The organism is Fuscovulum ytuae (genome assembly GCF_029953595.1).
Lineage (GTDB): Bacteria > Pseudomonadota > Alphaproteobacteria > Rhodobacterales > Rhodobacteraceae > Paragemmobacter > Paragemmobacter ytuae.
Map to the genome: position 1 here is coordinate 1,927,119 of NZ_CP124535.1, position 26,171 is coordinate 1,953,289.

The 26,171-nt window shown below is 62.2% G+C and carries 21 protein-coding genes; 7 read left to right on the forward strand and 14 right to left on the reverse strand.

From position 1 onward, the window contains the following. Window positions 1–203: 203 nt before the first annotated feature. Window positions 204–1,847, reverse strand: a complete 1,644-nt coding sequence (locus QF092_RS09305) for a SulP family inorganic anion transporter (protein WP_281469672.1) — start codon at window positions 1,845–1,847, stop codon at window positions 204–206. Between the two features lie 74 nt (window positions 1,848–1,921). On the opposite strand from QF092_RS09305, the gene QF092_RS09310 reads away from it, so the two are divergent. Further along, a complete protein-coding gene (locus QF092_RS09310) occupies window positions 1,922–2,410 on the forward strand; it encodes a HugZ family pyridoxamine 5'-phosphate oxidase (protein WP_281469674.1) in 489 nt (162 codons plus the stop codon). Between the two features lie 4 nt (window positions 2,411–2,414). Here the strand turns inward: QF092_RS09310 and QF092_RS09315 are convergent, their stop codons facing one another. The 3 genes from QF092_RS09315 to QF092_RS09325 all read right to left on the reverse strand — a co-directional run bounded on the left by QF092_RS09315 (window position 2,415) and on the right by QF092_RS09325 (window position 7,027). After that, window positions 2,415–4,697, reverse strand: coding sequence for a glycosyl hydrolase family 28-related protein (locus tag QF092_RS09315; RefSeq protein ID WP_337250659.1), 2,283 nt, complete (start codon window positions 4,695–4,697; stop codon window positions 2,415–2,417). A gap of 105 nt (window positions 4,698–4,802) precedes the next feature. Beyond that, the gene (locus tag QF092_RS09320; protein ID WP_281469676.1) at window positions 4,803–5,216 is read right to left on the reverse strand and encodes a DUF4864 domain-containing protein; all 414 of its coding nucleotides are present in this window, start codon (window positions 5,214–5,216) and stop codon (window positions 4,803–4,805) included. A 233-nt stretch (window positions 5,217–5,449) separates the two neighbouring features. Next, the gene (locus QF092_RS09325; protein ID WP_281469678.1) at window positions 5,450–7,027 is read right to left on the reverse strand and encodes a lysine--tRNA ligase; all 1,578 of its coding nucleotides are present in this window, start codon (window positions 7,025–7,027) and stop codon (window positions 5,450–5,452) included. A gap of 115 nt (window positions 7,028–7,142) precedes the next feature. On the opposite strand from QF092_RS09325, the gene QF092_RS09330 reads away from it, so the two are divergent. After that, window positions 7,143–7,562, forward strand: coding sequence for a tellurite resistance TerB family protein (locus QF092_RS09330; protein WP_281469680.1), 420 nt, complete (start codon window positions 7,143–7,145; stop codon window positions 7,560–7,562). A gap of 203 nt (window positions 7,563–7,765) precedes the next feature. Here the strand turns inward: QF092_RS09330 and dacB are convergent, their stop codons facing one another. Then, a complete protein-coding gene (gene dacB / locus QF092_RS09335) occupies window positions 7,766–9,238 on the reverse strand; it encodes a D-alanyl-D-alanine carboxypeptidase/D-alanyl-D-alanine endopeptidase (protein WP_281469682.1) in 1,473 nt (490 codons plus the stop codon). 66 nt (window positions 9,239–9,304) lie between these two features. Continuing rightward, the gene (locus tag QF092_RS09340) at window positions 9,305–9,901 is read right to left on the reverse strand and encodes a nicotinate-nucleotide adenylyltransferase (RefSeq protein ID WP_281469684.1); all 597 of its coding nucleotides are present in this window, start codon (window positions 9,899–9,901) and stop codon (window positions 9,305–9,307) included. Window positions 9,902–10,031: 130 nt separating this feature from the next. Between QF092_RS09340 and ettA the strand changes: the two genes are divergently transcribed. Continuing rightward, entirely contained in the window at window positions 10,032–11,687 is a 1,656-nt protein-coding gene (gene ettA, locus QF092_RS09345; RefSeq protein WP_281469686.1) for an energy-dependent translational throttle protein EttA, read from the forward strand. Between the two features lie 392 nt (window positions 11,688–12,079). On the opposite strand, the gene QF092_RS09350 is transcribed toward ettA, so the two are convergent. Then, on the reverse strand, window positions 12,080–12,280 hold the full coding sequence (locus QF092_RS09350; protein WP_281469688.1) for a YgaP family membrane protein: 201 nt from the start codon (window positions 12,278–12,280) through the stop codon (window positions 12,080–12,082). Window positions 12,281–12,573: 293 nt separating this feature from the next. On the opposite strand from QF092_RS09350, the gene QF092_RS09355 reads away from it, so the two are divergent. The 3 genes from QF092_RS09355 (at window position 12,574) to QF092_RS09365 (ending at window position 14,604) form a co-directional block, all read left to right on the forward strand. Next, the gene (locus QF092_RS09355; protein ID WP_023665438.1) at window positions 12,574–12,780 is read left to right on the forward strand and encodes a cold-shock protein; all 207 of its coding nucleotides are present in this window, start codon (window positions 12,574–12,576) and stop codon (window positions 12,778–12,780) included. A gap of 133 nt (window positions 12,781–12,913) precedes the next feature. Next, window positions 12,914–13,858, forward strand: a complete 945-nt coding sequence (locus tag QF092_RS09360) for an alpha/beta hydrolase (protein ID WP_281469691.1) — start codon at window positions 12,914–12,916, stop codon at window positions 13,856–13,858. Beyond that, the gene (locus QF092_RS09365; protein WP_281469693.1) at window positions 13,855–14,604 is read left to right on the forward strand and encodes a class II aldolase and adducin N-terminal domain-containing protein; all 750 of its coding nucleotides are present in this window, start codon (window positions 13,855–13,857) and stop codon (window positions 14,602–14,604) included. The genes QF092_RS09360 and QF092_RS09365 overlap by 4 nt, the downstream gene beginning before the upstream one ends. 14 nt (window positions 14,605–14,618) lie before the next feature. On the opposite strand, the gene QF092_RS09370 is transcribed toward QF092_RS09365, so the two are convergent. The 6 genes from QF092_RS09370 to QF092_RS09395 form a co-directional block, all read right to left on the reverse strand. Next, the gene (locus QF092_RS09370) at window positions 14,619–15,455 is read right to left on the reverse strand and encodes an alkaline phosphatase family protein (RefSeq protein WP_281469696.1); all 837 of its coding nucleotides are present in this window, start codon (window positions 15,453–15,455) and stop codon (window positions 14,619–14,621) included. Beyond that, window positions 15,455–17,086, reverse strand: coding sequence for an ABC transporter ATP-binding protein (locus QF092_RS09375; protein ID WP_281469698.1), 1,632 nt, complete (start codon window positions 17,084–17,086; stop codon window positions 15,455–15,457). The genes QF092_RS09370 and QF092_RS09375 overlap by 1 nt, the downstream gene beginning before the upstream one ends. Beyond that, window positions 17,079–17,894 (reverse strand): ABC transporter permease, encoded by an 816-nt coding sequence (locus tag QF092_RS09380; RefSeq protein WP_281469700.1) that lies wholly within the window; start codon window positions 17,892–17,894, stop codon window positions 17,079–17,081. Before QF092_RS09380 ends, QF092_RS09375 begins: the two co-directional genes overlap by 8 nt. Further along, complete coding sequence (locus tag QF092_RS09385; RefSeq protein ID WP_281469702.1) at window positions 17,891–18,847, reverse strand: ABC transporter permease; 957 nt, start codon at window positions 18,845–18,847, stop codon at window positions 17,891–17,893. The genes QF092_RS09380 and QF092_RS09385 overlap by 4 nt, the downstream gene beginning before the upstream one ends. A 15-nt stretch (window positions 18,848–18,862) precedes the next feature. Continuing rightward, window positions 18,863–20,449, reverse strand: a complete 1,587-nt coding sequence (locus QF092_RS09390) for an ABC transporter substrate-binding protein (RefSeq protein ID WP_281469704.1) — start codon at window positions 20,447–20,449, stop codon at window positions 18,863–18,865. 121 nt (window positions 20,450–20,570) lie between these two features. After that, a complete protein-coding gene (locus QF092_RS09395; RefSeq protein ID WP_281469706.1) occupies window positions 20,571–22,589 on the reverse strand; it encodes a CocE/NonD family hydrolase in 2,019 nt (672 codons plus the stop codon). 188 nt (window positions 22,590–22,777) lie between these two features. On the opposite strand from QF092_RS09395, the gene betC reads away from it, so the two are divergent. After that, on the forward strand, window positions 22,778–24,286 hold the full coding sequence (gene betC, locus QF092_RS09400) for a choline-sulfatase (RefSeq protein WP_281463640.1): 1,509 nt from the start codon (window positions 22,778–22,780) through the stop codon (window positions 24,284–24,286). A gap of 202 nt (window positions 24,287–24,488) precedes the next feature. Here betC and QF092_RS09405 read toward each other — a convergent pair whose 3' ends face one another. Next, window positions 24,489–26,108 (reverse strand): GMC family oxidoreductase, encoded by a 1,620-nt coding sequence (locus QF092_RS09405; protein ID WP_281463641.1) that lies wholly within the window; start codon window positions 26,106–26,108, stop codon window positions 24,489–24,491. Between the last annotated feature and the right edge of the window lie 63 nt (window positions 26,109–26,171).

Sequence of the window (26,171 nt, forward strand, 5' to 3'; positions counted from 1 at the left end):
GGCCCCCCAAGGGTATTTGAAGACAGAAAAATGGCAGCACGTTAACCTTAACGGCCCGCCTTTCCCCCTTCATCTTGGCGAAAAATACTCTCGGGGGTGAATTGGCCGAATGGCCAAGAGGGGGCAGAAGGCCCCCTAACCCCGGAGGAGGCGCGCATGCGCCGACGACAGGAAAGGCTTGCGGCGCATGCCGCTCCGCCAGATCACCGCCCGTCCAGCGCGCCAAGATCGGGCAGATGCCGCACCAAGGGCGCGGCCAGCCCCTGATGGTCCAGCACCTTGCGCACGGCGGGTCGCGCGCCGACCACGATCAGAACCCCCTCCCGCCGCGCCATCCGCCGCGCCAGCAAAAGGAAGGCCCGCGCCCCCGAACTGTCGATCATCGGCACATCGGTCACATCCACGACGAACTCTCTCGGCCGATCCGCGATCCGCTCCAGAACCGAACCCAACCGCGCCGCCGCGCCAAAGAACCACGGCCCGCGCAGCCGGATCACCACCCGGTCGCCGTCCTGCTCGGCCACAGGCGCAGCGCCCGCGCCCGACATTTCCGCCGCCTCCGACATGCGCGCGATAAAGACCAGACCGCCCAGCGCAAAGCCCACCACGATCCCTTCTGTCAGATCCCGGAACACCACCAGCAGAAATGTCACCACCAGCACCGCAGCATCCGCCCGGCTGCCGCGCAACAGGTGCCAGAACTCCTCCTTCTCGGCCATGTTCCACGCCACCACCGCCAGCACCCCCGCCAGTGCCGCCAAGGGGATGAACCCCGCCAAGGGTGCCGCCACCAGCATGAAGGCCAGCACGAACAGCGCATGCAGCATCCCCGACACCGGCCCGCGCGACCCCGCGCGCACATTGGTGGCCGTGCGCGCGATGGTCCCTGTCACGCAGAACCCGCCAAACAGCGCCGATCCCACATTGGCCGCCCCCTGCGCCACAAGTTCCGCATTGCTCCGGTGGCGCGCCCCACTCATCCCATCCGCCACCACGGCAGAAAGCAGCGACTCGATGGCCCCCAGCAGGGCAAAGCTCACCGCCCAAGGCAGCGCCGCCAGCACCGCCTCACCCGTCATCACAGGCAGGCCCGGCACAGGCGGCAGGCGCGGCAATTCCCCGAATTTCGACCCGATGGTTTCCACCTCCAGCCCCAGCCCCGCCACCAGAACCGATGCCAGCGCCACCGCGATCAACATCCCCGGCGCGCCCGGACGCCAGCGCTTCACCCCCTGAATGACCGCGATCACGCCCAAGGCGACCCCAAGCGCCGCCCCTGTCAGCGTCCCCCGCGCCTCCCATAGGGCGGCGACCTTCTCCACGATCTCCGCCGGTTCCGGCGCGGACAGCGTCAGCCCGAACAGGTCGCGCAACTGGCTGGTGAAGATGATGACCGCAATTCCGGCCGTGAACCCCACCGTTACCGGATAGGGGATGAACCGGATATAGGTCCCCAGCCGAAGCGCCCCCGCCGCCAGCAGGATGAACCCCGACAGAAAGGTCGCAAGGATCAACCCCTCCAGCCCGATCGCCATCACACAGGCCGAGACCAGCACGATAAAGGCCCCCGCAGGCCCCCCGATCTGATACCGCGACCCGCCCAGCAGCGACACGAGGAACCCGCCCACGATGGTGGTGTAAAGCCCCCGCTCCGGCCCCACCCCACTTGCAATGGCAATCGCCATCGACAAAGGCAGCGCCACAATGGCCACGGTCAGCCCCGCCAAGGCATCCGCCCGCAGATCGCGCAAGGCATAGCCCTCGCGCAGCACGGTCAACATCTTTGGCAGGAATTCCGGCTCACGCTGCGGAAGGGGCGAAGGGGCGGTGCGGCTTGCGTCTGTCATGATCCGGCAATAGCCAATAGGGATGGCGCATCCAACGCCCACGCCCTGCCCCCTGTCAACCACCGGAACGCCACATGTCCACCCGTCCCGATCCCGTCGCCGCCGCCGATGACGAGGCCCGCGCGCTGGCCCGGTCGCTGATCGACACCGCGCGCCATGCCGCGCTCGCTGTCACCGACCCCGCCGATGGCACCCCCGGCATCAGCCGCATCGCCATCGGTCGCGCGCCGGATGGTGGGTTTCTGACCCTCGTCTCGGCCCTTGCACCCCATCATGCGGCGCTCAAGGCCCATCCTGCCTGCGCGCTGATGCTGGGCGACGTGGGGGATAAGGGCGACCCCCTCACCCATCCCCGCCTGATGGTAAAGGCCCGCGCAACCTTCCTCGCCCCCGACGATCCCGCGCGGCCCGCGCTTCGCGACCACTGGCTGATCCATCAGCCCAAGGCCAAGCTCTACGTCGATTTCGGCGATTTCGCCTTCGTCCGGCTGACGCCCATCTCCGCCCTTCTGAATGGCGGCTTTGCCCGGGCCTTCCGGCTTTCGCCGGAAGACCTCGGGTAAAGGCTTACAACGGGTTATCGCAGCGCACCGTCACCTGCACCCGCCCCCGCACCGCCGTGGGCCAGCGCAGATGCACCTCGTTGCGCGCCACCCCCTGCTCCACCAGCGCGAAAGGCTGCGCCCATTGCGCCACGTTCGATGCGTTGCTGATCTGCCCCTCCGGCACCAGCCCCGTCACCACCCGCGCGCGAGAGGCAAAAGGCAACCACGGCCCCGGCTGCACCACCCAAGTCTCCGCCGCGCTGCTCTGGTTATGCTCGATGATCACCGGACTGACCGTCATCTGGTCGATGGAATGAAACGCATTCGCCTCAAAGGTGATGTTGCGGAACCGCCCCGTATCCAGCCCGGCAAAGGTATCGTCCACCCCCTCCACCCTCTCGATATTCCCGTTGATCGTGCGGAAGGCATTATCCGTCACCATCAACCCGTTGATGAAATGCCCCGGCCCGCGCGGCGTCACCACAATCCAGCGAAAGGCCGTGCTGACCCCGCTCGCCATGAAGATATTCCCCGTCACCGTCAGCCCGCCAAAGGACAGCTCATTGCTGAATCCCGGTTCCGCATCATGCTCGTTCGACCATTCAAGAAAGCAGTTGTCGATGTAATTCCCCACCACCAGACTGCGCGCATGGGTCGAGGTGAAGACGATCCCCGCCCGCCGGATTCCCGCCTCCTGCTCGTCCCCCTGAAAGAAGTGGTTCGCCACCACCAGATGCCCTGTCCCGCCCAGCACCGCGAAATGGGCAAACCGCACCACCCGGCATTCCCGCAGCTTCACGTCATTGGCGTTCACATTGACGGCAATCGTCGTCCGGCTCTGCACGGGCAGCGATTGCTCGTTCGACAGGAACTGGCACAGGTCCACCATCAACCCTTGGCAGCCCAGCCCCGGTGACGTGATCCCCCGGTCCAGCGGGCGGTTGAAGACGCAATTGTCCACCCGCAGTGCGATGCCTGCCACGGGCAGGATGATCCCGCTGGCCACCCCGCTGCAGTCAAACTCCACCTCGCGAAACTCCAGACGGCTCAGATTGGCGAACCCCGCCAAATCGACGACATAGCGATAGCGCTGGAAGGTGAACGTCCGCGTCCCCGCCGCCGCGAACAGGGGTTGGCTCAACTCCACCGTCCCTGCCGCCACATTCACCGACCGGACATAGACCTCGCGCCCCACGCCCGTCCCGCTCACCCGCGCGCCAAGGGCGATATTCGCCGCATTCGCCACCCCGGTAAGCCGCGTGGGGTTTGAAACTGTATAGGTCGCGACCGATGTCGCCACCGTCGTCGCCCATGCCGGGCTGTCCTGCGCATCCAGATGGCCGTTGCGGATCACCCGCCGCAGGTTAAAGACCGACAGGCCCGTGATCGCCGCAAGGTCGAGCGGTGCCGTCAACCGCACCCGCCGCCCCGACAGATCAAACTCCACATGATCCGAAAAATTGAACAGCGATTGCAACGCCTTGCGTAGCCCTGCCTCATCGTCGCCAAAGGCCGCCGCATAGGTGTTCAGGTCGAAATTCCGTCGACAGGTCAGCCGCGCCGTGGGCGGCATGGTGACCGTTCCCTCGAAATGCACATGGCTTTCAAAGGTCACATTTCCCGCCAGCCGATAGGTCCCCGCCGAAACCAGAACCGACCGTTGCCCCGCCGCCGCATCCGCCGCCTCGAAGGCCGCCGTGTCATCGGCCACCCCATCGCCCACCGCGCCATAGTCGCGCACATCGACCCATGTCATCAGGTCACGATGATAGACCTCGGTCGCATCCTCGATCACGATGTCATCGATCCGCACCACGCCGCCCACCGGGCCAATCAGATCGATCCCCAGATGCCCATAGGCCGGGGCCGTGCCCCAGATCATGTCGGTCCCGCCCCGGTTCCCCGATCCGATGATCGCGCTTACCGTGAACACCTGCCCATAGGCGGTCAGCGCCACGCTCGGCCCCACCTGCACGGCGCTCGCCACGTTGGACCCGTTCGCCGCCGCCGCAAAACCTGCGATCCGCACCGTGGGCAAGGCGCCCGACAGGCATTTCACCCGCGCCGTCACGCGCAGATACAGCCCCGGCTGAAAGGGGATGCGCTGAAAGCTGCGCAGCTTCAGCGTGGCCGTGGCCTTCTGCACTTCCAGACATCCGCCGAAATCCTGATCGGCTGGCACAAAGGCCGCATTGGGCTGCCCCGCCCAAGACCCCTGCCCCGCAAGGCCATCTTCCCGCGACCACAGGCCCAGCCCCGCCTCAAAGGCCGGCGGCATCAGCGCCAGCCCCTCCGTCACCGCCATATTCATCGCATCCCTCGCCGCGTTTTCGCCCGCAGCAAGGGGTATCAAGGCAGGGTTAACGGGATGTCAGACCACCGTGCGCTCTCCGATCGCACTGGCGCAGGCTCAGGCCCCGACCCCCGGCTCCGGCAAAAGCTGGACGCCATTGATCAACCAGCCTTCCGGCCCCTCGACCATCTGATAGTCAAGGATATGGGTCCGCCCGGCCTGATCGGTGATCATCACCTTCTGCCACAGCCGCCCACCCACTTCGCGGTTCTCCAGCATCCGCACCGATCCGGGCCGATGCACCATCGGATAGCCCTGCTTCACCATCCGCCCGAAATTTTCCGGCGACATGAAGATCGACTTGATCGAAGGCGAGGCAAAGGTGAAGGCCGTGGCAAAATCATCCGCCTTGAAGGCCTCGATCTGGTCGAGGATGGTCTTCTCCATCGGATTGTCCTGCGCGGCAACGGGTGCGGCGGCAGGCAGGCTCAGGCAAAAGGCAATCAACAGTCCAAAGGCGATGCGGCGCATAGCGGCCTCCCTCAAACGTCCCCGGTGGAAAGCCTAGGGCATTGCGTCCACAGGTCAACGACGGCCTGCAACAGGGGCAAGGGCGCACCTGTGCGCCCACGCACGCTTAACCAATAATCGGCCCAAGTCTCTGCCGAAATTTGTATGCACACTTTGCTGCACAAAATCCGGCACAAAACAGGGCACAAGCGATGCGCCCTGTCCTTGCCAAAATCTGTAATGAAGCCAAAAGGTTAAACCAGTTCGCCCGCCAGCGCCCGATCCATCAGCGCCACGCTTTCCTTCACCCCGTAAAGCGCGACAAACCCGCCAAAGCGCGGCCCTTCGGACGCCCCCAGCAGCACCTCATACAGCGCCTTGAACCAGTCGCGCAGCGGCTCGAACCCATGTTCCTTGCCCACGGCAAAGACCATGGATTGCAGGGCATCCGCATCCTGCCCGCCCTCCCAAGCCACCAGCCGCGCACGCAGATCGACCATCGCCGCCCGCTCTTTTTCGTCGGGCAGACGGAACTGCCGCGTGGGGGCGATCCGGTCGGTGAAATAGCGCACGGCAAAGCCTGCGGCGGCATCCAGATCGGGATGCGTCTCGGGGCTGGCCTCTGGCGCATAGGCGCGGATATATCCCCACAAGCCCTTGGAATCCTTGGCCCCTGCGACGCTTGCAAGGTTCAAAAGCATGCTGAACGGCACCACCATCTTGCTCTGTGGCGGATGGCCGCCATGGATATGCCAGACCGGGTTGTTCACCTGCCCATCGATATCCTGCGTCGGATAGGCCTTCAGCTGCTGGTGATATTCATCCACCGCCCGCGGGATCACATCGAAATGCATCCGCTTCGCCGTCTTGGGCTTTTGATACATGAAATAGGACAAGGATTCCGTCGCGGCATAGGTCAGCCATTCGTCGATGGTCAGGCCATTGCCCTTCGATTTGGAAATCTTCTGCCCCTGATCGTCAAGGAACAGCTCATAGGTCATATGGTTCGGCTTCCGCCCCCCCAAAACCTCGCAAATTCCGTCATAGATAGGCGTATTGGTGGAATGGTCCTTGCCATACATCTCAAAGTCGACATCCAAAGCCGCCCAGCGCGCCCCGAAATCCGGCTTCCACTGCAGCTTAACATTCCCCCCCGTAACCGGCAGCGTCCACTCGCGCCCGTCCTCGTCATCAAAGGTGATCTCGCCCCGCACGGCATCGACATTCTTCATCGGCACGTAAAGAACCCGCCCCGTTTCCGGGTGAATCGGCAGGAAACAGGAATAGGTCTGCTGCCGCTCCTCGCGCAAAGACGCCAGCATGATGTTCATGATCGCATCATACCGCTCTGCCGCCCGCCGCAGCACGGCATCAAACCGGCCTGACCCATAGAAATCCGTGGCCGAGATGAATTCATACTCGAACCCAAAGGTATCCAGAAACCGACGCAGCATCGCGTTGTTATGGTGGCCAAAGCTCGGATATTCGCCATAAGGATCGGGCACCGAAGTCAGCGGCTTCTGCATATGCTCGCGCAGCATGTCTTGCTGCGGAACGTTCTCTGGCACCTTCCGCATCCCATCAAGGTCGTCCGAAAAACAGATCAAGCGCGTCGGAATGTCCGAAATGATCTCGAAGGCCCGCCGGATCATCGTCGTCCGCGCCACCTCGCCAAAAGTCCCGATATGCGGCAAGCCCGAGGGGCCATAGCCCGTCTCAAACAGCACATGCCCCTTTTCCGGGTCCTTCTTTTCATAGCGTTTGAGGATCGCGCGGGCCTCTTCAAAGGGCCAGGCTTTCGATTTCATCGCGGCGTCACGCAGGGCAGACATCGGCAATCCTCAAGGAAACGTGCAGAAACCCCATGCCTCCGCAACCCCCGTCCTCTATTGCCGCCCCCGCATCGCGTCAATAATCTCCGGGGTCAAAGCACCAAGGATTCCGACCATGTCCGACACCCCCCCGATCTCTGCCCAAGATGCGCTCGTTGCCGTAATGGTCGCCTGCTCGGCCTCTGATCAGAACATGCGCACCGCCGAACTGGTGGCGATCCAGCGCATGGTCAACCATATGCCCGTTTTCGCCGATTACGACCAAGACCGCATCCGCCGCATCAGCCAGATCGTCTTTGACCTGTTCGAAGAGGAAGACGGCCTCGACGCCCTTTTCGGTCTGATCCGCGAGGCGCTGCCCGAACGGCTGCACGAAACCGCCTATGCGCTGGCCTGCGATGTGGTCACAGCGGACGGCAACCATAATGAGGTGGAGCTGCGGATGCTCGACGAAGTGCGTGAGGAATTGAAGGTCGACCGCCTCCATGCCGCCGCCATCGAATGGGGCGCGCGCGTGCGCCACATGAAGCCCTGAACAGAGACCGGGCCGGGCTCAAGCCTTCGCCCCATCATTTTCTTTCGAGAAATGTCCTCCGGCGTCGGCTATCGGGACGCCATCGGTTCAAGGCCCGATGACCGACGGTGGCAGACATCCCCCGGTCCGACGCCTGCCACCGCGTGCCGGACCTAAAAATCCCTTCGGTAGGATGGGCCAGCCGGCCCATCGCCGCCTGATATTCACGCATAAAGCCCCGCCCAGCGTGCGATCAATTGCCCCTGCAACCGCCGCGCCCGGCGCGTCCAGGCCCGGCCACCCTCCGGCTGCTCCCGCTCCGCAACCGACAGACGATCGCGCCGTGCCGCATCCGCACAGAAGATGGCAAAGGCCAATTCTCGCCCCGTAGGCGGCTGCACATAACCCACCAGTGCCGAGACGAAGTTCAACGTCCCCGTCTTGCCGATCACCTTGACGGGGCTTTCAATCGCCTCGCCCTCGCCATCCCGCATCCCCAGATCGCGCAGCACGGCCTTCAACTGCCCGCCTGTCCGCGTCGCCTGCGCCGCCACCATCGCCCGCACCATCTCTTCCGCGCTGATCCGGCTGTCTGCTCCCAGCCCGGAATGATCAACAAACCGCCCCTCCGCGCCCAGCCGCGCCTTCGCCCAATCCGACATCGCCCCGCCCGAAGCCCGAAGCCCCCCTGCCCCCGACGCCGTCAACCCCACCACCTCTGCCGTCAGATTCGTAGACCAGCGCAGCATCCGCCGCAGAATATCGGCCAAAGGATCGCTTCGGTGTTCGGCCAGAACCTGCCCTCCCGCAGGCCCGCGCGCCGACCGCTTCGCCGCAGGCAGTTCAATCCCCTGCGCCGCGGCCAGCGTCTGGAACACCTCTGCCACATAGGCCCCCGGATTGCGCACAGGCAGCCAGCGGCTGCCGCCTTTGCCCAAGGCTTCCGAGGCCACCGTCCATTCCTCGGCCCCGCCCCGCGCGCGATAGGTGAACAAGGGCGCCTCCCGCCGCACCACCTCCATCCGCGCCATGCGCACCGGGGGGGCGAACCGCTCGCCCCGCGCGTCCATCGCCACACCCCAACCGCCTTGCGCGCGCCGCCATTCGAAATGCACCCGGTTGTAATTCAGGTTCAGACCCGAAATGGCGGGGTTGTACCCCACATGATCGGGCTGATCAGATGCGATCTGATCCAGCGCGGGCAGCGCCGTATCAACGTAAAGGAAATCCCCCCGCACCCGTCGCAGCCCCGTCGCCGCCAACCGCGCCGCCAGATCGCCCAGCCTATCTGTGTCCAGTTCCGGGTCCCCCGTCCCGATCAGGACCAGATCGCCTTCCAGCACCCCGCCGCGCAGCGCCCCCGCCGCCACGACCTGCGTGACGAAACGATGCCCTGGCCCCAGCCGCTCCAGCGCGTAAAGCGCCGTCACCGCCTTGGCCGTGCTGGCAGGCGGCAGTGGCCTTCCGCCCTCCACCGCCTCAAGGATGCGCCCGCTCCGCGCCTCGGCAACCGCAAAGCCCACCACGCCGCCCAGCTTTGCCGCCGTGATCAACGCGCCGGGTTCCGCCGCCCCCGTCACCGCAGACCCGCCAGAAGGCCGCGCCACGGGCCGGGGGCTGATAACCAGCCCCTCGCCCAGCGCAGGCCCCGCCAAACCCGCCAGAACACCGCCCAGAACCACACGCCGCGAAACCATCACATCCTCCCGACCCGACAGCGAAACCCTAGCCAAAGCCCCCGCGCCCCGGCAAGCGTCGCGCCGTCACACGCGCCATTCGCCCCGCGCCCGGATTGCGGTCGACGAAGACCCGTCCATCGGCAGGTTCACAAAACACCACGCAGGCGCATCCCGCACCCGCAGCACCTCGCCCCGCGCCACCCGCTCACCTCGGAAGATGCGCGCGGCCTTCGACACCCGCCCCCGCACACCCCAACCCGGCCGCGCCAGCACACCCACAGGCACCATGCGCAAAATATCCTGCCACCGCTCCCACCGATGGAACTGGCCCAGATTGTCTGCCCCCATCAGCCACACAAAGCGCACGCCGGGATAGATCGCCTGCAACCGTTCCAGCGTTTCCGCCGTGAACCGGGTGCCCAAACGTGCCTCCAGATCACTGACCACCACGCGCGGGTCGCGCATCACCGCCCGCGCCCGCGTCAGCCGGTCGGCCAAGGGCGCAGGCCCCCGCGCCTTCAACGGATTGCCGGGGGATACCAGCCACCAGACCCGGTCCAACCCCATCCGCTTCAGCGCCTCGCGCGTGATGTGAACATGGCCCGCATGCGCCGGATCAAACGATCCGCCCAGCAACCCGATCACCATCCCCTTCCGCGCCACGGGAAATCCTGCCCGCACGCTGTCCCTCCGCTGCCATTCCGGCCAAAGGCCCAACCAAACTGCCCCAATCACCTCACGTTGCCACTGTCCAGCATAATCGCTACATGGTCCCCCAACACCCCTTGGGATTCATTGCAGGAGCGGCACGATGGCCTCGTATCAATACGTCTACCACATGGATGGCGTCTCAAAGACCTATCCCGGCGGCAAGAAGGTGTTCGAGAACATCCGCCTCAACTTCCTCCCCGGCGTCAAGATCGGTGTCGTGGGCGTGAACGGCGCGGGGAAATCCACCCTCCTGCGCGTGATGGCCGGATGGGACAAGGATTTTCAAGGCGAGGCATGGGCCGCCAAGGGGGCCAAGGTCGGCTACCTGCCGCAGGAACCCCAACTCGACCCCGCGCTGACGGTGCGCGAAAACGTCAAGCTTGGCGTGGCCGAGAAACAGGCAAAGCTCGACCGCTACAACGAATTGGCCATGAACTATTCGGACGAGACCGCCGAAGAAATGGCCAAGTTGCAGGATGAGATCGACGCAGAAAACCTCTGGGACCTCGACAGCCAGATCGACATCGCGATGGAGGCCCTGCGCTGCCCGCCCGATGACGCCAATGTCGAAACCCTGTCGGGCGGCGAACGCCGCCGGGTCGCGCTCTGCAAACTGCTCTTGGAGGCGCCTGACATGCTCCTTCTCGACGAACCGACCAACCACCTTGATGCCGAAACCATCGCTTGGCTGCAAAAGCACCTGATCGAATACAAGGGCACGATCCTGACGGTCACCCACGACCGCTATTTCCTTGATGACATCACGACGTGGATCCTCGAACTCGAACGTGGCCGCGGCATCCCGCATGAGGGCAACTATTCCTCATGGCTGGACGCCAAGGCCAAGCGCCTTGCGCAAGAAGCGCGCGAGGATAAGGCCAAGCAGAAGGTGCTGGAAAAGGAACTGGAATGGATCCGCGCCGGGGCCAAGGCCCGTCAGGCCAAATCCAAGGCCCGTATCCAAGCCTATGAAAAGATGGCCGATGAATCGGTCAAGGAACTGGTGGGCAAAGCGCAGATCATCATCCCGCACGGCCCCCGCCTCGGCTCCAAAGTCATCGAATTCGAAAACGTGTCCAAGGCACTGGGCGACAAGCAGCTGATTGAGAACCTGACCTTCTCGCTGCCCCCCGGTGGCATCGTGGGCGTGATCGGGCCGAACGGCGCGGGCAAGTCCACTCTGATGAAGATGATCACCGGGCAGGAAAAGCCCGACAGCGGCACGATCACGCTGGGCGACACGGTCCAGCTTTCCTATGTCGACCAGTCGCGCGACGCGCTCGACCCCAACAAGAACGTGTGGGAGGAAATCACCGACGCGCTCGACATCGTGGTCTTGGGCGATGCCGAGGTGAACAGCCGCGCCTATTGCTCATCCTTCAACTTCAAAGGATCGGATCAGCAGAAAAAGGTGGGCATCCTGTCGGGCGGGGAACGGAACCGCGTCCACATGGCGAAACTGCTGAAATCCGGTGGCAACGTCCTTTTGCTGGACGAACCGACGAACGATCTGGACGTCGAAACGCTTCAGGCGCTGGAAGCGGCGATCGAAGAGTTTGCAGGCTGCGCGGTCATCATCTCGCACGACCGCTTCTTCCTTGATCGCCTCTGCACCCATATCCTCGCCTTCGAAGGCGATGCACATGTGGAATGGTTCGAAGGCAACTTCCAGGATTACGAAGAAGACAAAATCCGCCGCCTCGGCCCGGATTCCGTGGAACCGAAGCGCGTGAAATACAAAAAGTTCACCCGCTGACCCGTTGGGGTGGGGTATAACCCCACCCTCCCCGGTTTCCGACTGCACGGTAGGGTGGGGTTCACCCCACCGCCCCCTTCACTTCGTGCGTGAAACGCGCCTTGATCGCCCCCCCTGCGCGGCCAGAAAGAGCGTAAAGAAGATGCAGGCACCATTCACCTTGGGGCGAAGGTAATGCGACATGGGGCCAAGGCTGCCATGCCCACCTTTCGCAAAGGTAAAGGCGGGGTACCGACCCCGCCTTTGGACGGCTGAATTTCTTAAGTCACCGTTCGCTGCGTGCCCACAATTTGCGGCACAAAAGGCGGCACAAAACAGGGCACAACCGTTGCAGGGAGATCCCGGTCAGGCCAAGGCTGGTAAACCGGCCCCGACGGTTCGATCCCTCTGGATCAGAACGCGCAGCCCGGGCGCAAGCCCAGCTTCTTCATGATCGACGCCGCCGGGCAGAAACCCGTAAAGGAAGACTGGATCAAATTTGCTCCGATAAAGACGGTAAACCACAGAAAATAAGGGGAAACGAACTGCGTCAGCAGCACGCTGATCAGCACCATCACACCGGCGAAAGCCATCACGGCACGGTCAAGGGTCATAGCATCCACTCCATCTAAGCACCCGCATCCGGGCGGGGCATCCCTGCCGATGATCTAACCTTTCTCCAGTTCATATTCAAGTAATAGAATGTTTTGAATTTGAGCGATCGTCGCCGTTTCCCGGACATTAACCCCAATTTTCTTGATTTTTTTGCCCACCGCGCCCATATGTCCCCCGCGACGTTATTCTAAATCGACTTCTGTCTCGGATCTTCCGGCCACAGCATCGACCCAGGCTGACGGGGCCAAGCCGCCGCACGGTGCGGGCGGGAGACTAAACAGGAGACTTCACGATGGCCAAAGGCACCGTGAAATGGTTCAATGAAACAAAGGGTTACGGCTTCATCGCGCCGGAAGGCGGGAAGAAGGACGTGTTCGTTCACATCACCGCTCTGGAACGTGCAGGCCTGCGTGGCCTGAAAGACGGCCAGGCTGTGACCTTCGACATCGAAGCCGGCCGCGACGGCCGCGAGTCGGCGACCAACCTCGCCCTCGCTTGATCTTCGGATCCATTCGTTAACGACGGCGCAGCGCCGAAAGGCGCTGCTGCCAGCCTCGGAACCGCCGATTGGCGACATCCGACCCGGCGCTTCCGGCCTAGCCCTCTCGTCCCGCCTAGGGCAGACTGGCCATATGGAACAGCCCGATTACACCCGCCTTATCGATGCCGAGACTTGGGATTTCATCCGCCGGTCCGAAGCCAGCTATCCCCCTGATACGGCAAGCCTTTCCATCGCCGATCAACGCGCGATCTATGATGCGCTCTGCCGCGAATTCCACCTCGGCTATCCCCCCGGAATAACCGCCGAGGACCGCCCCTTCGGCGGCGTTCCCTCCCGCCTCTATCCCGGAAAGGGCGGCACAGTCGCCTATTTCCACGGCGGCGGCTTTGTCGTGGGCGGTCTTCACAGCCATGACGACATCTGCGCTGAAATTTGCGCCCGAACCGGGCTGACGGTGGTGTCGGTCGACTATCGGCTTTGCCCAGAACACCCCCATCCCGCCGCCTATCTGGATGCTCTTGCTGCCACCCGGGCCATCGCCGACGAATGCCCCGCGCCGCTTCTCCTTGCAGGCGACAGCGCAGGCGGCAATCTCGCAGCATCTGTCGCGCAAGCTATTGGTAGGAAAGGCGCTTTTGGTATTGCGGGGATGGTCCTCATCTATCCCGGTCTGGGCGGAGACAAAGATTTTGGGTCCTATCTCACGCATGCAAACGCCCCCATGTTGACCCGTGACGACGTCCTCTTCTACAGCAGCATCCGCCACGGCAACGCCCCTGCGCCATCGCCCGATCCAACTTTCGCACCGCTCTCTGACAGCGATTTCTCGGACCTCCCACCCACCCTTGCCATCGCCGCCGAATGCGACCCTCTGGCCGATGACGCCACGCATTACGCAGTGCGCCTCACCGCCGCCGGTGTTCAGGCCCGCGCCATCGTCGAACCCGGCCTTGTCCACGGCTACCTGCGCGCCCGTGCCACCGTGCCCCGCGCTGCCGCAAGCTTTGACCGCATCACCCGAACCCTCACAGCCATGGCCAATGGCACATGGTCCGAAACGGAGGAATTTGCATGAACGCCCCCACCCCGAACCTGACCCATTGGCAAGAACGTTGCGACATGGCCGCGGCCTTCCGCTGGACCGCAAAACTCAACATGCATGAAGCTGTTGCGAACCATTTCTCCCTTGCGGTGAATGCCGATGGGTCGCGTTTTCTAATCAATCCGAACGGTCGTCACTTCGCCCGCATCACGGCCTCTAGCCTGATTGAGATTAATGCGAATGACCCTTCGACCATGTCCCGCCCGGATGCACCCGATCCCACCGCTTGGGGTTTGCACGGGTCCATCCACCGCGCTTTACCCCATGCCCGCTGCGTAATGCATGTCCATTCCATCCATGCCACGGTCTTGGCCAGCCTCGCCGACTCTCGCCTGCCCGCAATCGACCAAAACAGCGCCATGTTCCATGATCGCATGGTGATCGATGAACATTACGGCGGCATGGCCTTCGAAGAGGAAGGGGCCCGCTGCGCCTCCCTTCTGGCCGATCCGAAGACGGTTGCCATGGTGATGGGCAATCACGGCGTTCTGGTGGTCGGCGCGACCGTGGCGGAAACCTTCAACCGCCTGTATTACTTTGAACGCGCAGCTGAAACCTATATCCGCGCCTTGCAGACGGGCCGCCCATTGCGGGTCTTGCCCGATGTGATAGCCGAAAAGACTGCGCAGGAATGGGAGGCTTATCCCGGCTTCGCCGAAGCGCATCTGCGCGAATTGCGGGCGCTTTTGGATGCGGAAGGGTCTGATTACGCCGGATAATCTGTAGAGAAACCCTAGGCCTCGAAAAAGGGCGTCGACTGCATCGTTGCAGGCACCGGAACCCCCATCCGCGTCAGTATGGACGGGGCAAGGGCCAATTGGTCAAGGATCACATCCTCGGGCGGCAGCGCAGAGGTCCCAAAGTAATAGAAGGCAAAGTCCTGCTGCAATTCGCCAGCGCCGCCATGATGGCCGCGTTCATCCTGCCCGTGATCCGCGGTCACGATCACCTCATACCCTGCCTGACGCCAGCGATGGATGAAGGGCGCCATCTGTTCATCCAGCAGATAGCAGGCATGGTCCATCTCTTCACATTCGTGGAAAAAGCGATGCCCCATGCTGTCCAGCGTGCAGGAATGGTAGATGCCGTAATCGATCCCTTTCACCTCGCACAGCCTTGTCAGCGTAGCAAAGAGGTCATGGTCTGACGGTGTCATCTGATTGTCATGACCGTAACCGGACATGGTGTGGAACCGCCCATGATGAATGGGTCCTGCCTCTTCGTCATATTCGATGTCGCGCACGCTGTCGAAAGGCGCGCGCTGAAAGAATTCGGACCAGAAACTGTGGGTAACGGCCCCTGTCCGCCGACCTGCCTTTGCGAGTTCAGAAAACACGTCGGGCAGGTCGAGTTTCTTGACGGCATAGTTGCCCCAGACACCATGCACTTGCGGTGGAACACCCGTATGGATCGAGGCATAGCACGAGGCAGAGGTGGATGGCAAAACCGCCCGCATCCTGCGTACCCGCGCCTCGCCCGACTGGACCCAGCCTTCCAGATTGCCGAACAAACGCCGCCAGTTGCGATAAGGCACACCGTCGATGATGATCAGCAGCAGCTTGCGCGTCATCAATTGCCTGCGCTTTCCATTTTGCGATGGGCCAGAACCTCTTCCAGCCAGCCAAGCCGCAATTCGGGCACAGATGAAAGCAGAAGGTCTGTGTAATCGTCAAACGGAGGCGTCAAGACATCGGTCTTTGACCCATAGCGCACCACCTGCCCGCGATACATGACCGCTATCCTGTCCGCGATGGCCTTCACCGTGGCAAGGTCATGGGTGATGAAGAGATAGGCCACCCCTTCCTGTGCCTGAAGGTTCAAAAGCAGCTTCAGGATGCCATCCGCCACCAGCGGATCAAGGGCCGAGGTGACCTCGTCACAAATGATAAGCTTGGGCTTGGCAGCAAGGGCGCGGGCGATGCAGACTCGCTGCTTTTGTCCGCCTGACAGTTCGGCAGGGTAGCGGTCGATATAGCCCTTCCCCATCTCGATCTGATCAAGCAATTCCTGAACACGCTTGCGCTTTGCCTCGCCCTTCATGCCAAAATAGAATTCCAAGGGCCGCCCGATGATCGTGCCCACCGTCTGGCGCGGGTTCATCGCCACATCCGCCATCTGATAGATCATCTGCAATTCCCGCAGATCATCCCTACTGCGCGACTTCAATTCGCGCGACAACTCGCGCCCGGCAAAGGTGATCCGCCCCGCCGACGGCGGCAGAAGTCCTGTGATCGCGCGGGCCAACGTCGACTTGCCCGATCCGCTTTCGCCCACCACGGCAAGGGTCTGCCCGGCGGGTAGGTTGACGCTGACAGATTTCAGGACATCGAAGGTTGTGCCGCTATAGCGCGCCGTGACGTTTTGGATGGAAAGCACGGGGGGTGTTTCGCCCTTTTCCTCGTGTTCGATGGAACGAACAGACACGAGGGCACGAGTATAGGCCTCATGCGGGTCGGTGATGATCTGGCGCACAGGGCCATATTCCACCTTCTTCCCATGCCGTAGCACAAGGATATCGTCCGCCACCTGCGCCACGACGGCAAGGTCATGGGTGATGTAAAGTGCGGCTACCCCGGTGTCGTGGATCGCTTCCTTGATCGCAGCCAGAACGTCGATCTGCGTCGTCACATCCAAGGCCGTGGTCGGTTCGTCAAAGATCACAAGGTCCGGCTTCGGACACAGCGCCATCGCCGTCATCGCGCGCTGCAACTGCCCGCCGGAAACCTGATGCGGATAGCGGCTCCCAAAGGTTTCGGGGTTCGGCAGGCCGAGTTTGCGAAACAGCATCACGGCCCGCGCCTCGACCTCGGCCCGGCCCATAAGGCCATGCGAAAGCGAGGTTTCGATCACCTGTTCCATCAGCCGCTTTGCCGGGTTGAAGGCGGCAGCGGCGGATTGCGCGACATAGGTCACCTCTCGACCGCGCAGGGAACGTAATCCGCCAGACGAAAGCCCGCGGATGTCGCGACCATTCAGCAGAATCTCTCCACCTGTCAGGCGGACACCCCCCCGCCCATAGGCCATCGCAGAAAGGCCAATAGTGGATTTCCCCGCCCCGGACTCCCCGATCAGGCCAAGCACTTTGCCCTTGGCTACGCTGACCGAAACGTCATCCACCAGAACCACATCCTTCGGCGGTTCACCCGGCGGGTAGGATGTCGCCTCGATGCGGAGGTTCTTGATCTCAAGCAGATCAGGCACCGCGCCCCCCTTTCAGGCTGGTTGTCCGCGACAGGATCCAGTCAGCGACAAGGTTCACCGAAATCGCCAAAAGCGCGATGGCCAACGCGGGCATCAGGGCCGCGGACTTACCGTAGATCAGCCCATCCTTGTTCTCGCGCACCATGCCGCCCCAATCCGCAAGCGGTGGCTGGATCCCAAGACCAAGGAATGAAAGCGTCGAAATGAAGAGGACCGCGAAGATAAAGCGCAATCCGAACTCTGCCACCAAAGGTGAGAGGGCATTGGGAAGGATCTCGCGGAAGATGATCCAAGACTGGCCTTCGCCGCGCAAGCGGGCGGCTTCGACGTAATCCATCACGGCGATATCCATCGCAACAGCGCGCGCCAAACGGAAAACCCGTGTTGCATCAAGTGTACCGATCACAAGGATAAGCACAGTCAGGTTCAAGGGCAGGACCGATAAAATGACCAAGGCGACAATAAGCGACGGAATCGCCATCATCAGATCGACCAGACGGGAAAGCGACTGGTCGATCCATCCCCCCCGTACCGCCGCGAGAAAGCCAAGGAAGGACCCCAAACTGAAAGCGAGGGTCGAAGACGCTAAGGCCACGAAAATGGTAATCTGGCCGCCATAGATCAGTCGGCTGAGGATGTCTCGCCCGATCGTGTCGGTGCCCAGAAGATGTGTCGAGGATGGCCCTTCCCAGACCCCCCCGATGATGGCATCCACGGGATAGGGTGCGATCACTTGCGCGAAGATCGCACAGAAGAGAAAGCCGCCCGTCAAGATCAGGCCGATAAGCGCGGAAATCGGCATCTTCATTTCGGGTGCCTCAGGCGCGGATTTGCGACGATGGCAATCACGTCAGCCAGAATATTCAAGCCGATATAGACAGCCGCGAAGATAAGACCCACTGCCTGCACCACAGGAAGGTCGCGCTTGGCCACATGGTCAACAAGGTATTGGCCCAGCGCGTTATAGCTGAAGACCACCTCCACCACGACAACGCCGACGACAAGATAGGCAAGGTTCAGGACAACGACCGAAACGATGGGGGCGATCGCGTTCGGAAAAGCGTGCCGCCAGATGACCCGCATCGGGGACAGCCCCTTCAATTCTGCCGTTTCGATATAGGCTGATTGCATCACGTTTAGGATCGCTGCGCGCGTCATCCTCATCATGTGCGCAAGGACGACCAACACCAACACGATCACTGGCAGGGCAACGGCGTTCAGCCGATCCCAGAACGACATGCCGGGAAAGACCATAGCGACGGGTTGGAAGATCGGGATGACCTGCGTTAGCAGGAAGATGACAAAATAAGCTGCCACGAATTCAGGCAGTGAGATCGTCGATAGGGTGACGCCCGAAATCACCTTATCGGGCCAGCGGCCGTTGTATCGCGCCGCCACCAGCCCCAGAAGGATTGCCAAAGGCACCGAAATCACGGCGGCGCAGGCGGCGAGGAAGAGCGTATTGCCAAGACGCTGTCCGATGGCCTGCCCGATGTCCTGCCCGTTGGTCAAGGCTGTGCCGAAGTCGCCGGTCAGGATGCCACCGAGCCATGAGAAGTACCGCTCAATCGGCGACCGATTCAGACCCAGCGACTCGCGCAGGTTTGCCAGGGCCTCGGGCGTTGCGGATTGGCCGAGGATGGCCTGCGCCACATCCCCCGGCAGCGCCTCGGTGCCCAGAAAGATGAGCAGAGAAACCGCCCAGAGCAGAAGAAGGCCCAGCGCAATGCGCTGGACCACGAGCTTAAGTACCTGATGCACCTGTCACCGGCCCGATCAGGCGTTCAGCCAGCACTTGGCAAGCGCCGTTCCGTCCATCAGCGTGCCGAGCGGGTTCGCTTCCCAGCCGCCGACTTCCTGCCGACGACCTTCGACCCAGTCGTTGAACATCGGGCAGATCAGACCGCCTTCGTCGCGCAGGATGTTGGCCATTTCGGAATACATGGCCTTGCGCTGTGCCTGATCAAGCTCGCCCTTCGCGGCAACGAGAAGCTCGTCGAAGCGGGCGTTCTTGAACTTGGTGTCGTTCCAGTCAGCGGTGGACAGGTAGGCGGTCGAATACATCTGATCCTGCACCGGACGGCCACCCCAATAAGAGGCGCAGAACGGTTCGACGTTCCAGACGTTGGACCAGTAGCCGTCATCGGGCTCGACCTTCACCTCCAGCGGGATGCCCGCCGCGGCGGCGGACTGCTGGAAGAGCTGTGCCGCCTCGACCGCGCCGGGGAAGGCGCCGGGCGCGGTGCGCAGGATGATCGGGCTGCCGTCATGGCCCGACGCTTTGTAAAGTTCGGCCGCCGCCGCCGCATCGTATTCGCGCTGCGGGATCGAATCGTCGAACAGCGGATAGGCCGCGTTGATCGGGAAGTCGTTCCCGCGCGAGCCGTAGCCGCCAAGGATTTTTTCCACCATCTCCTCGCGGTTGATCGCCATTTTCAGCGCGTTGCGCAGGTCCTTGTTATCGAAGGGTGCCTTGTCGCAATGCATGATGAAGACGTAATGCCCCGGCCCTGCCGCACGCTCGATCACCACGTCGGTATTGCCCTTGAGCAGTTCGACGATCTTCGGGTCGATTCGGTTCATGAGGTGAATCTGACCCGACTGGATCGCCGCCGTCCGGGCGGTGTTGTCGTTGATGGTCAGAACCTCCACGGTATCCGCATGGCCGCGCGAGCTGTCCCAGTAGTTTGCATGCCGCTCGAACACAGTCCGCACACCGGGCTCGTTCGAGACGATCTTGTAGGCGTTGGTACCGATGCCAGCAGCCGGATTGTCGACACCACCGCCGGGTTGGATAACCAAGTGGTAATCGGCCAGAAGGAAGGGCAAGTCCGCATTCGCGGCTGAAAGTTTCAGGGTGACCATGTCGCCCTCGGCCACCATCTCGGCGATGCCCTGCACAATACCAAGGGCGCCGGATTGCGATTTCTCGTCCGTGTGCCGCTTGAGCGATGCAACCACATCCTCGGACGTGACCGTCTTGCCGTCGTGGAATTCAACGCCCTTGCGGATCTTGAACTTCCACTCGGTCGCATCAGCGTTCGACGAGATCTCTTCAGCGATGCGTGGATCAATGACGCCACCGGGGCCGACATCGCACAGCATTTCGCCCCAGGTCTTGTTGATCATGAACGGGACATCCGATGCTGCAAGCGCCGGGTCGAGCGAGTTCGTGGATTCCCCCCCTTGTACGCCTGCCCGCAGCACGCCCCCCTTGACAGGCTGCGCCGAGGCGACAGAGGCAAGCAGTGTGTTCGCCATCGCCGCCGAAATCCCAAGCGCCGTAGCGCGGCCTACGAATTCGCGGCGGCTCATCAGGCCGCGCGCCGCACGCTTCAAGAGATAGTCGAACTCAGAATTCATCCCAGTGGTCTCCCTTTTGGCGGCCCGCATGATGCGCGGACCATTTTTGTTGATTACCCAATCAGTAACCCGCGAATCCTTTCGGGGGCAAAGGTTTTTTCCCATGCCCATGTCACGATTCTCAGACGAAGCGGCGCGGGACGCTGTCGTCCCACATCTTTTCGAATACCAATTCATCGCCTTCCCATGCACGCAGGACGGCCCGGTGGCGCAGGTGGGTTGCCGTCGCTGTCATCTCGGCTTCGGCGCACGTGCGTATCGACCAGGCCCCGCGAGAAAGACGCTGTTCCCAGATATGCTCGGCCTTCGCCGATAGCGGATCTTCGGGGTGGATCTCCCACCGTTCGCTCATCGTTTCGCCGGAACACAGGCCGTGGGACAGGTTTTCGGCATCGCCAAGATCATCCTGCACGACCAACGCATAGGTTCCCGTAATAAGGTCCTCTTCGATAAAGCGGCGGGTCTTTCCTGACCTGACGACGCGGTGTTGCCACGGTTGCGCATGTTCAGCGGGTGGCGGCAACCATTCTGCAGTGCTACCCGAATGGACCGGCAGGGTCAGGCTTCCACCCGTCACGGTCAACCGCCCCGCACCCGGCGAGGGCCAAACGAAAGGCCAATAGCTGTTCGACAAGGCAATCCGCAGCCGATGCCCCGGTGCCAGTCGATAGGCCATCTGGTCGAGACTGAAGGCCACCTCTACCACCTGCCCCGGCACCATCGGTGACGGATGTTCGCGGCTATCGCGATGGCAGAGGTTCAGCATCCCATGCGCGATCCTGAGCGATGCCCCATCAGGCGCAACATCACAAAGCCGTGCCACGACAAAGCCCAGAGGTTTGTCTGATGACAGGCGCAGACGCAACTCGGCCGCGCCAAGCAGGTCAAGCCCCGCCTCCATCGGATCGCCATCGAAACACAACGACAACGCATCATCCTCGCGTTGATCACCCGGCATCTCGGCGTTCAGGCCCATGGGAAAGAACTCCCCAGCCTTTAGGCCCAGATGCTGTGGCGTAGCGATCGTAAGGGCAAAGGCGTCCGCCACTTGCTCATCCATTTTCCCTTGCGACGCATTGGATACCCCAGCGCCAAGGTGAAGCACCAAAGGGGAAACACGCGGCGAAGGCCATTCCACCTCGGCCACCCAATGGCCGGGCCGTTCCTTCGCACAGGCATCCGGCGGGGCGGAATGCATCATCCAGACGCAATAGGCGGGGTCATCCTCGGCCCCATTTTTGATGCCCTTCAGCCAACGATCCCACCAGCGCAGCGCCTGTTGCAGGAAACCGACCTGAGGCCCCGGCACCGCCGTGTGCGGATATTGATGCACCCATGGCCCGACAATCCCCTTGCAGGGCGCTGGCACATTCTCAACCAGATGCGCCACAGTGTTCATGTAGTTGTCGGCCCAGCCACCCCAGATCAGAACGGGCGTCTGCATCCGGGCGTAATCCTCGCCGACCGACCCATGTTTCCAATAGGCCCCACATTCCTGCAAGGCGGCCCAGCGTGGGGCAAGCCATGGCTCTGCCTCCAGCCGCTCCATCCACATCTTGCGCCAATCAGACCGTAGCATCGGGTCCGGAGGGCGCGATGAATAAGACAGCATCACCGCCCCCCAGCCGAAATTTTCGCCCAGAAGGCAGCCGCCCTTGAAATGGATGTCATCGGCAAAACGGTCGGTGGTGGAACAGACCGAGATCACGGCTTTCAACGCGGGCGGTTGGTGAAAGGCCGCCTGCAGGCAGTTGAACCCGCCCCATGATTTGCCCATCATTCCCACCGCGCCACTGCACCAAGGCTGGCGTGAAAGCCAATCGATGACGGCAACCGCATCGTCCATTTCGACCTGCGTGTATTCGTCCTCCATTAGCCCTTCGCTGTCACCATTTCCCCGCATATCGACCCGAATGCAGGCATAGCCATGGCCCGCCACATAGGGGTGCATCATCTCATCCCGGGGGAGGGTTCCGTCACGCTTGCGATAGGGGATATATTCCAGAACAGCCGGGACGGGATTCGCCACCGCGTCCTCAGGCATCCAGACCCGCGCCGAAAGGCGGCAACCATCCGACAGCACGATGCCCATGTCGTCTTGCTCGATCACTCGGCAGGGAAACTCTGTCTTTATCGTCATGGCACCATCCTCCGGTCTGAACCATCTGACGCCAGGCCAAAGACAAGACACAGCCAATTCGCGTCACTTCGCCCACCAATCGCGACATGCACGCCCATGTCGGGCATAAGCCAGCAAAAGACGGTCGCGCCCTATCGGCGGCCAGACCACCTCCCTATCCTGCGGCGATGACGCGAAAGGAAAACGCCATGTCAAATCGCCCCAATATCCTCATCCTCATGGTGGACCAGCTGACCGGCACGCTTTTTCCCGACGGCCCTGCCCCCTTCCTGCATGCGCCCAATCTGCGCCGCCTCGCCGAAAGATCGGTGCGCTTTGCCAACAGCTATACGCCGTCGCCCCTCTGTGCGCCGGCCCGCGCGGCCTTTATGTCAGGAGCCCTGCCGAAACGGACCCGCGTCTATGACAACGCCGCCGAATTCGCCTCGGATATCCCCACCTATGCGCATCACCTGCGCCGTGCGGGCTATCAGACGGCGCTTTCGGGCAAGATGCATTTCGTAGGCCCCGATCAGTTGCACGGCTTTGAAGAGCGGCTGACAACCGACATCTACCCCGCCGATTTCGGCTGGACGCCCGATTATCGCAAACCGGGCGAAAGGATCGACTGGTGGTATCACAACCTCGGCTCCGTCACCGGGGCCGGAGTGGCCGAGATCACGAACCAGCTGGAATATGACGATGACGTGGCCTTTCAGGCTGTCCAGAAACTCTATGACCTGTCACGCGGCCATGATGCCCGGCCATGGTGTCTGACAGTCAGCTTCACCCATCCCCACGACCCGTTCGTCGCGCGGCGGAAATACTGGGATCTCTACGAAGGCGCACCGGAACTGGAACCGCCCAAGGCCATCGGCTACGAAGATCAGGATCCGCATTCCAAGCGCCTGATGGACGCTTGCGATTGGCAGGCTTTCGACATCACCGACACCCACATTCGCCGCGCACGGCAGGGGTATTTCGCCAACATCTCCTACGTCGACGCCAAGATTGGTGAGATTCTTGATACGCTGACCGCGACACGGCAGGAGGCGATCGTCCTGTTCCTCTCCGACCATGGCGAGATGCTGGGGGAACGGGGCCTTTGGTTCAAGATGAACTTCTTTGAAGGATCGGCCCGCGTCCCCCTGATGATCGCCGCGCCCGACCTTGCGCCGCAGCGGATCGATACACCCGTCTCTACCATTGATGTCACACCAACACTCGGGGCGCTTGCAGGCATCGACATGGCGGAAATCCAGCCTTGGACCGATGGTGAAAACCTCGTCCCTCTGGCGCAAGGTGCCCCGCGCAAAAGCCCGGTCGCCATGGAATACGCCGCCGAAGGTACAATCTCGCCGATGGTCTGCCTGCGTGAAGGACCATGGAAATACATCCGCTGCGCCGCCGACCCGGAACTTCTGTTCAACCTCTCGACGGACCCGGAGGAACGATTCAATCTGGCAACCGATCCGAGCCATGTCTCAGTGCTAAACGATTTCCGCGCGAAAGCTGATGCCCGTTGGGACCTTGCTGCCTATGACGCAGCCGTGCGCGAAAGTCAGGCCCGCCGTTGGGTGGTCTATGAGGCGCTCAGGAACGGCGCCTATTTCCCGTGGGATCATCAACCGCTTCGGGCGGCATCGGAACGCTATATGCGCAACCACATGGACTTGAACGTGCTCGAGGAAAACAAGCGTTTCCCTCGCGGTGAATGACCGGGCACACCAAGACGGCCACTCGAAAGATACCCATTTGGGCCAAGATGAAGACCGCATAGCCCCTTCATCTTGGCGAAAATACTCAAACTGAACACCACCACCCGCGCGCGATCAAAGGTTGGGGCGACCGACCACGGCCTTCCGTGGAAACGCCGTTGAAGGGGGTTCGATGCCCCCTTCAACGGCACCCCGTCCGGGATCAGCTTGCGTCGGCCAGAACCAGTTCCGCGCCCTTCCAGCCGATCATCATGGCCGGCGCATTCGTGTTCCCCGCGATTAGGTTGGGGAAGCTTGATGCATCGATCACCCGTAGCCCCTGGACTCCGTGCACCCGAAGGCGCGCATCCACCACGCTGCTGTCTGCATCCGGCCCCATCCGGCAGGTGCAGGATGGGTGATACACCGTGCCGGATCGCGCGCGGAAATCTGCGATCAAGGCTTCATCCGTTACCGCCTCAGGCCCCGGTCGCAATTCCTCGGCGATCAGGCGGGCCATGGGGGGCTGTGCGGCCAGATGGCGGAGGAACTTCACAGCCAAAAGCATCTCTTGCACGTCATGGTCCGTTGAAAAGGCGTTGGCGGTGATGATCGGATGCAGGAAGGGATCGGGCGATCCGATGCGGATATGCCCCCGGCTCGTCGGGCGGCAATTCGAAAGGCCCAAGGACATGCCGGGGAAAGGATCTGGCGTCAGGATCGGACGTTCCCCATCGCGCGGGATTAAGGTCGAAAAGGCCTGCATGTAAAGCTGCATATTGGGGCGCAGCAGATCGGGCGAGGTGCGGAAAAACCCACCCGCGTGATTGATCGATTTGGCCAGAGGACCAGCCCCAGCCAGCACGTATTTCATGCCCGCGATCAGCTTGCCCCACCATGGGCGCAGCTCGTCATTATAGGTGGGGACTTTCATCTTCCACGTATAGTTGATGCCCTGATGATCGCTCAGATGGTCGCCGACATTGGGGTTATCGCGCAAAACCGGGATACCCATCCCCTGCAAAAGCGCCCCAGGCCCGATCCCGGACAGTTGCAGCAGTTGGGGCGAGTTGATTGCCCCGCCGGACAGGATCACCTCGGCCTTTGCGCGCAAGCTATGGGTCTGCCCGCCTTGCACATATTCGACCCCTACGGCGCGGCCTTCTTCGATGATCACTCGCGTCACCATTGCCCCGGTAATGACACGACAATTCGGACGCTTCATCGCCGGGCGCAGGAAAGCCCGCGCCGCCGAATTGCGTCGGGCCTTGTGGATGGTCATCTGATAGATGCCCGCCCCTTCCTGTTCGGCCCCGTTGAAATCGGCATTATGCGGCAGGCCCGCACTTTCACAGGCCGCGATGTAATCTTTGACCAGAGGGTGCAGCCCTTTGCGGTTGGCCGAGACAAAAAGCGGCCCGCCGGCACCGCGAAACGTATCTGCCCCAGCTTCGGTGTCCTCCATGGCCTTATAGGCTGACAACACCTCATCCCAACCCCAACCGGGGTTTCCTGCCGCTTCCCATTCTTCATAATCCGCCCGATGGCCCCGGATATAGACCATGGCGTTGATGCTGGACGATCCACCCAGAACCTTGCCGCGCGGCCAGTGATCGCGTGCCCCCGCAAGGCCCGGATCTGGTTCCGTCTTGTAAAGCCAGTTCACCGTCGGATCGTAGAAAAGCTTCCCATAACCCAATGGCAGCATGACGAAAAAGCGCCGGTCTGACCCGCCTGCTTCCAACACCGTCACCCGGTGTTTGCCGTTGGCGGTAAGCCGATCGGCCAGAACACAGCCTGCCGAACCTGCCCCTACGATGATGTAATCTGTCTCGTCGCTCATCAGCCCACCCATTCGTTGCGGCGGAGCCTAGCGGCGGAATAGGCCACGTCGTGACATTGCGCG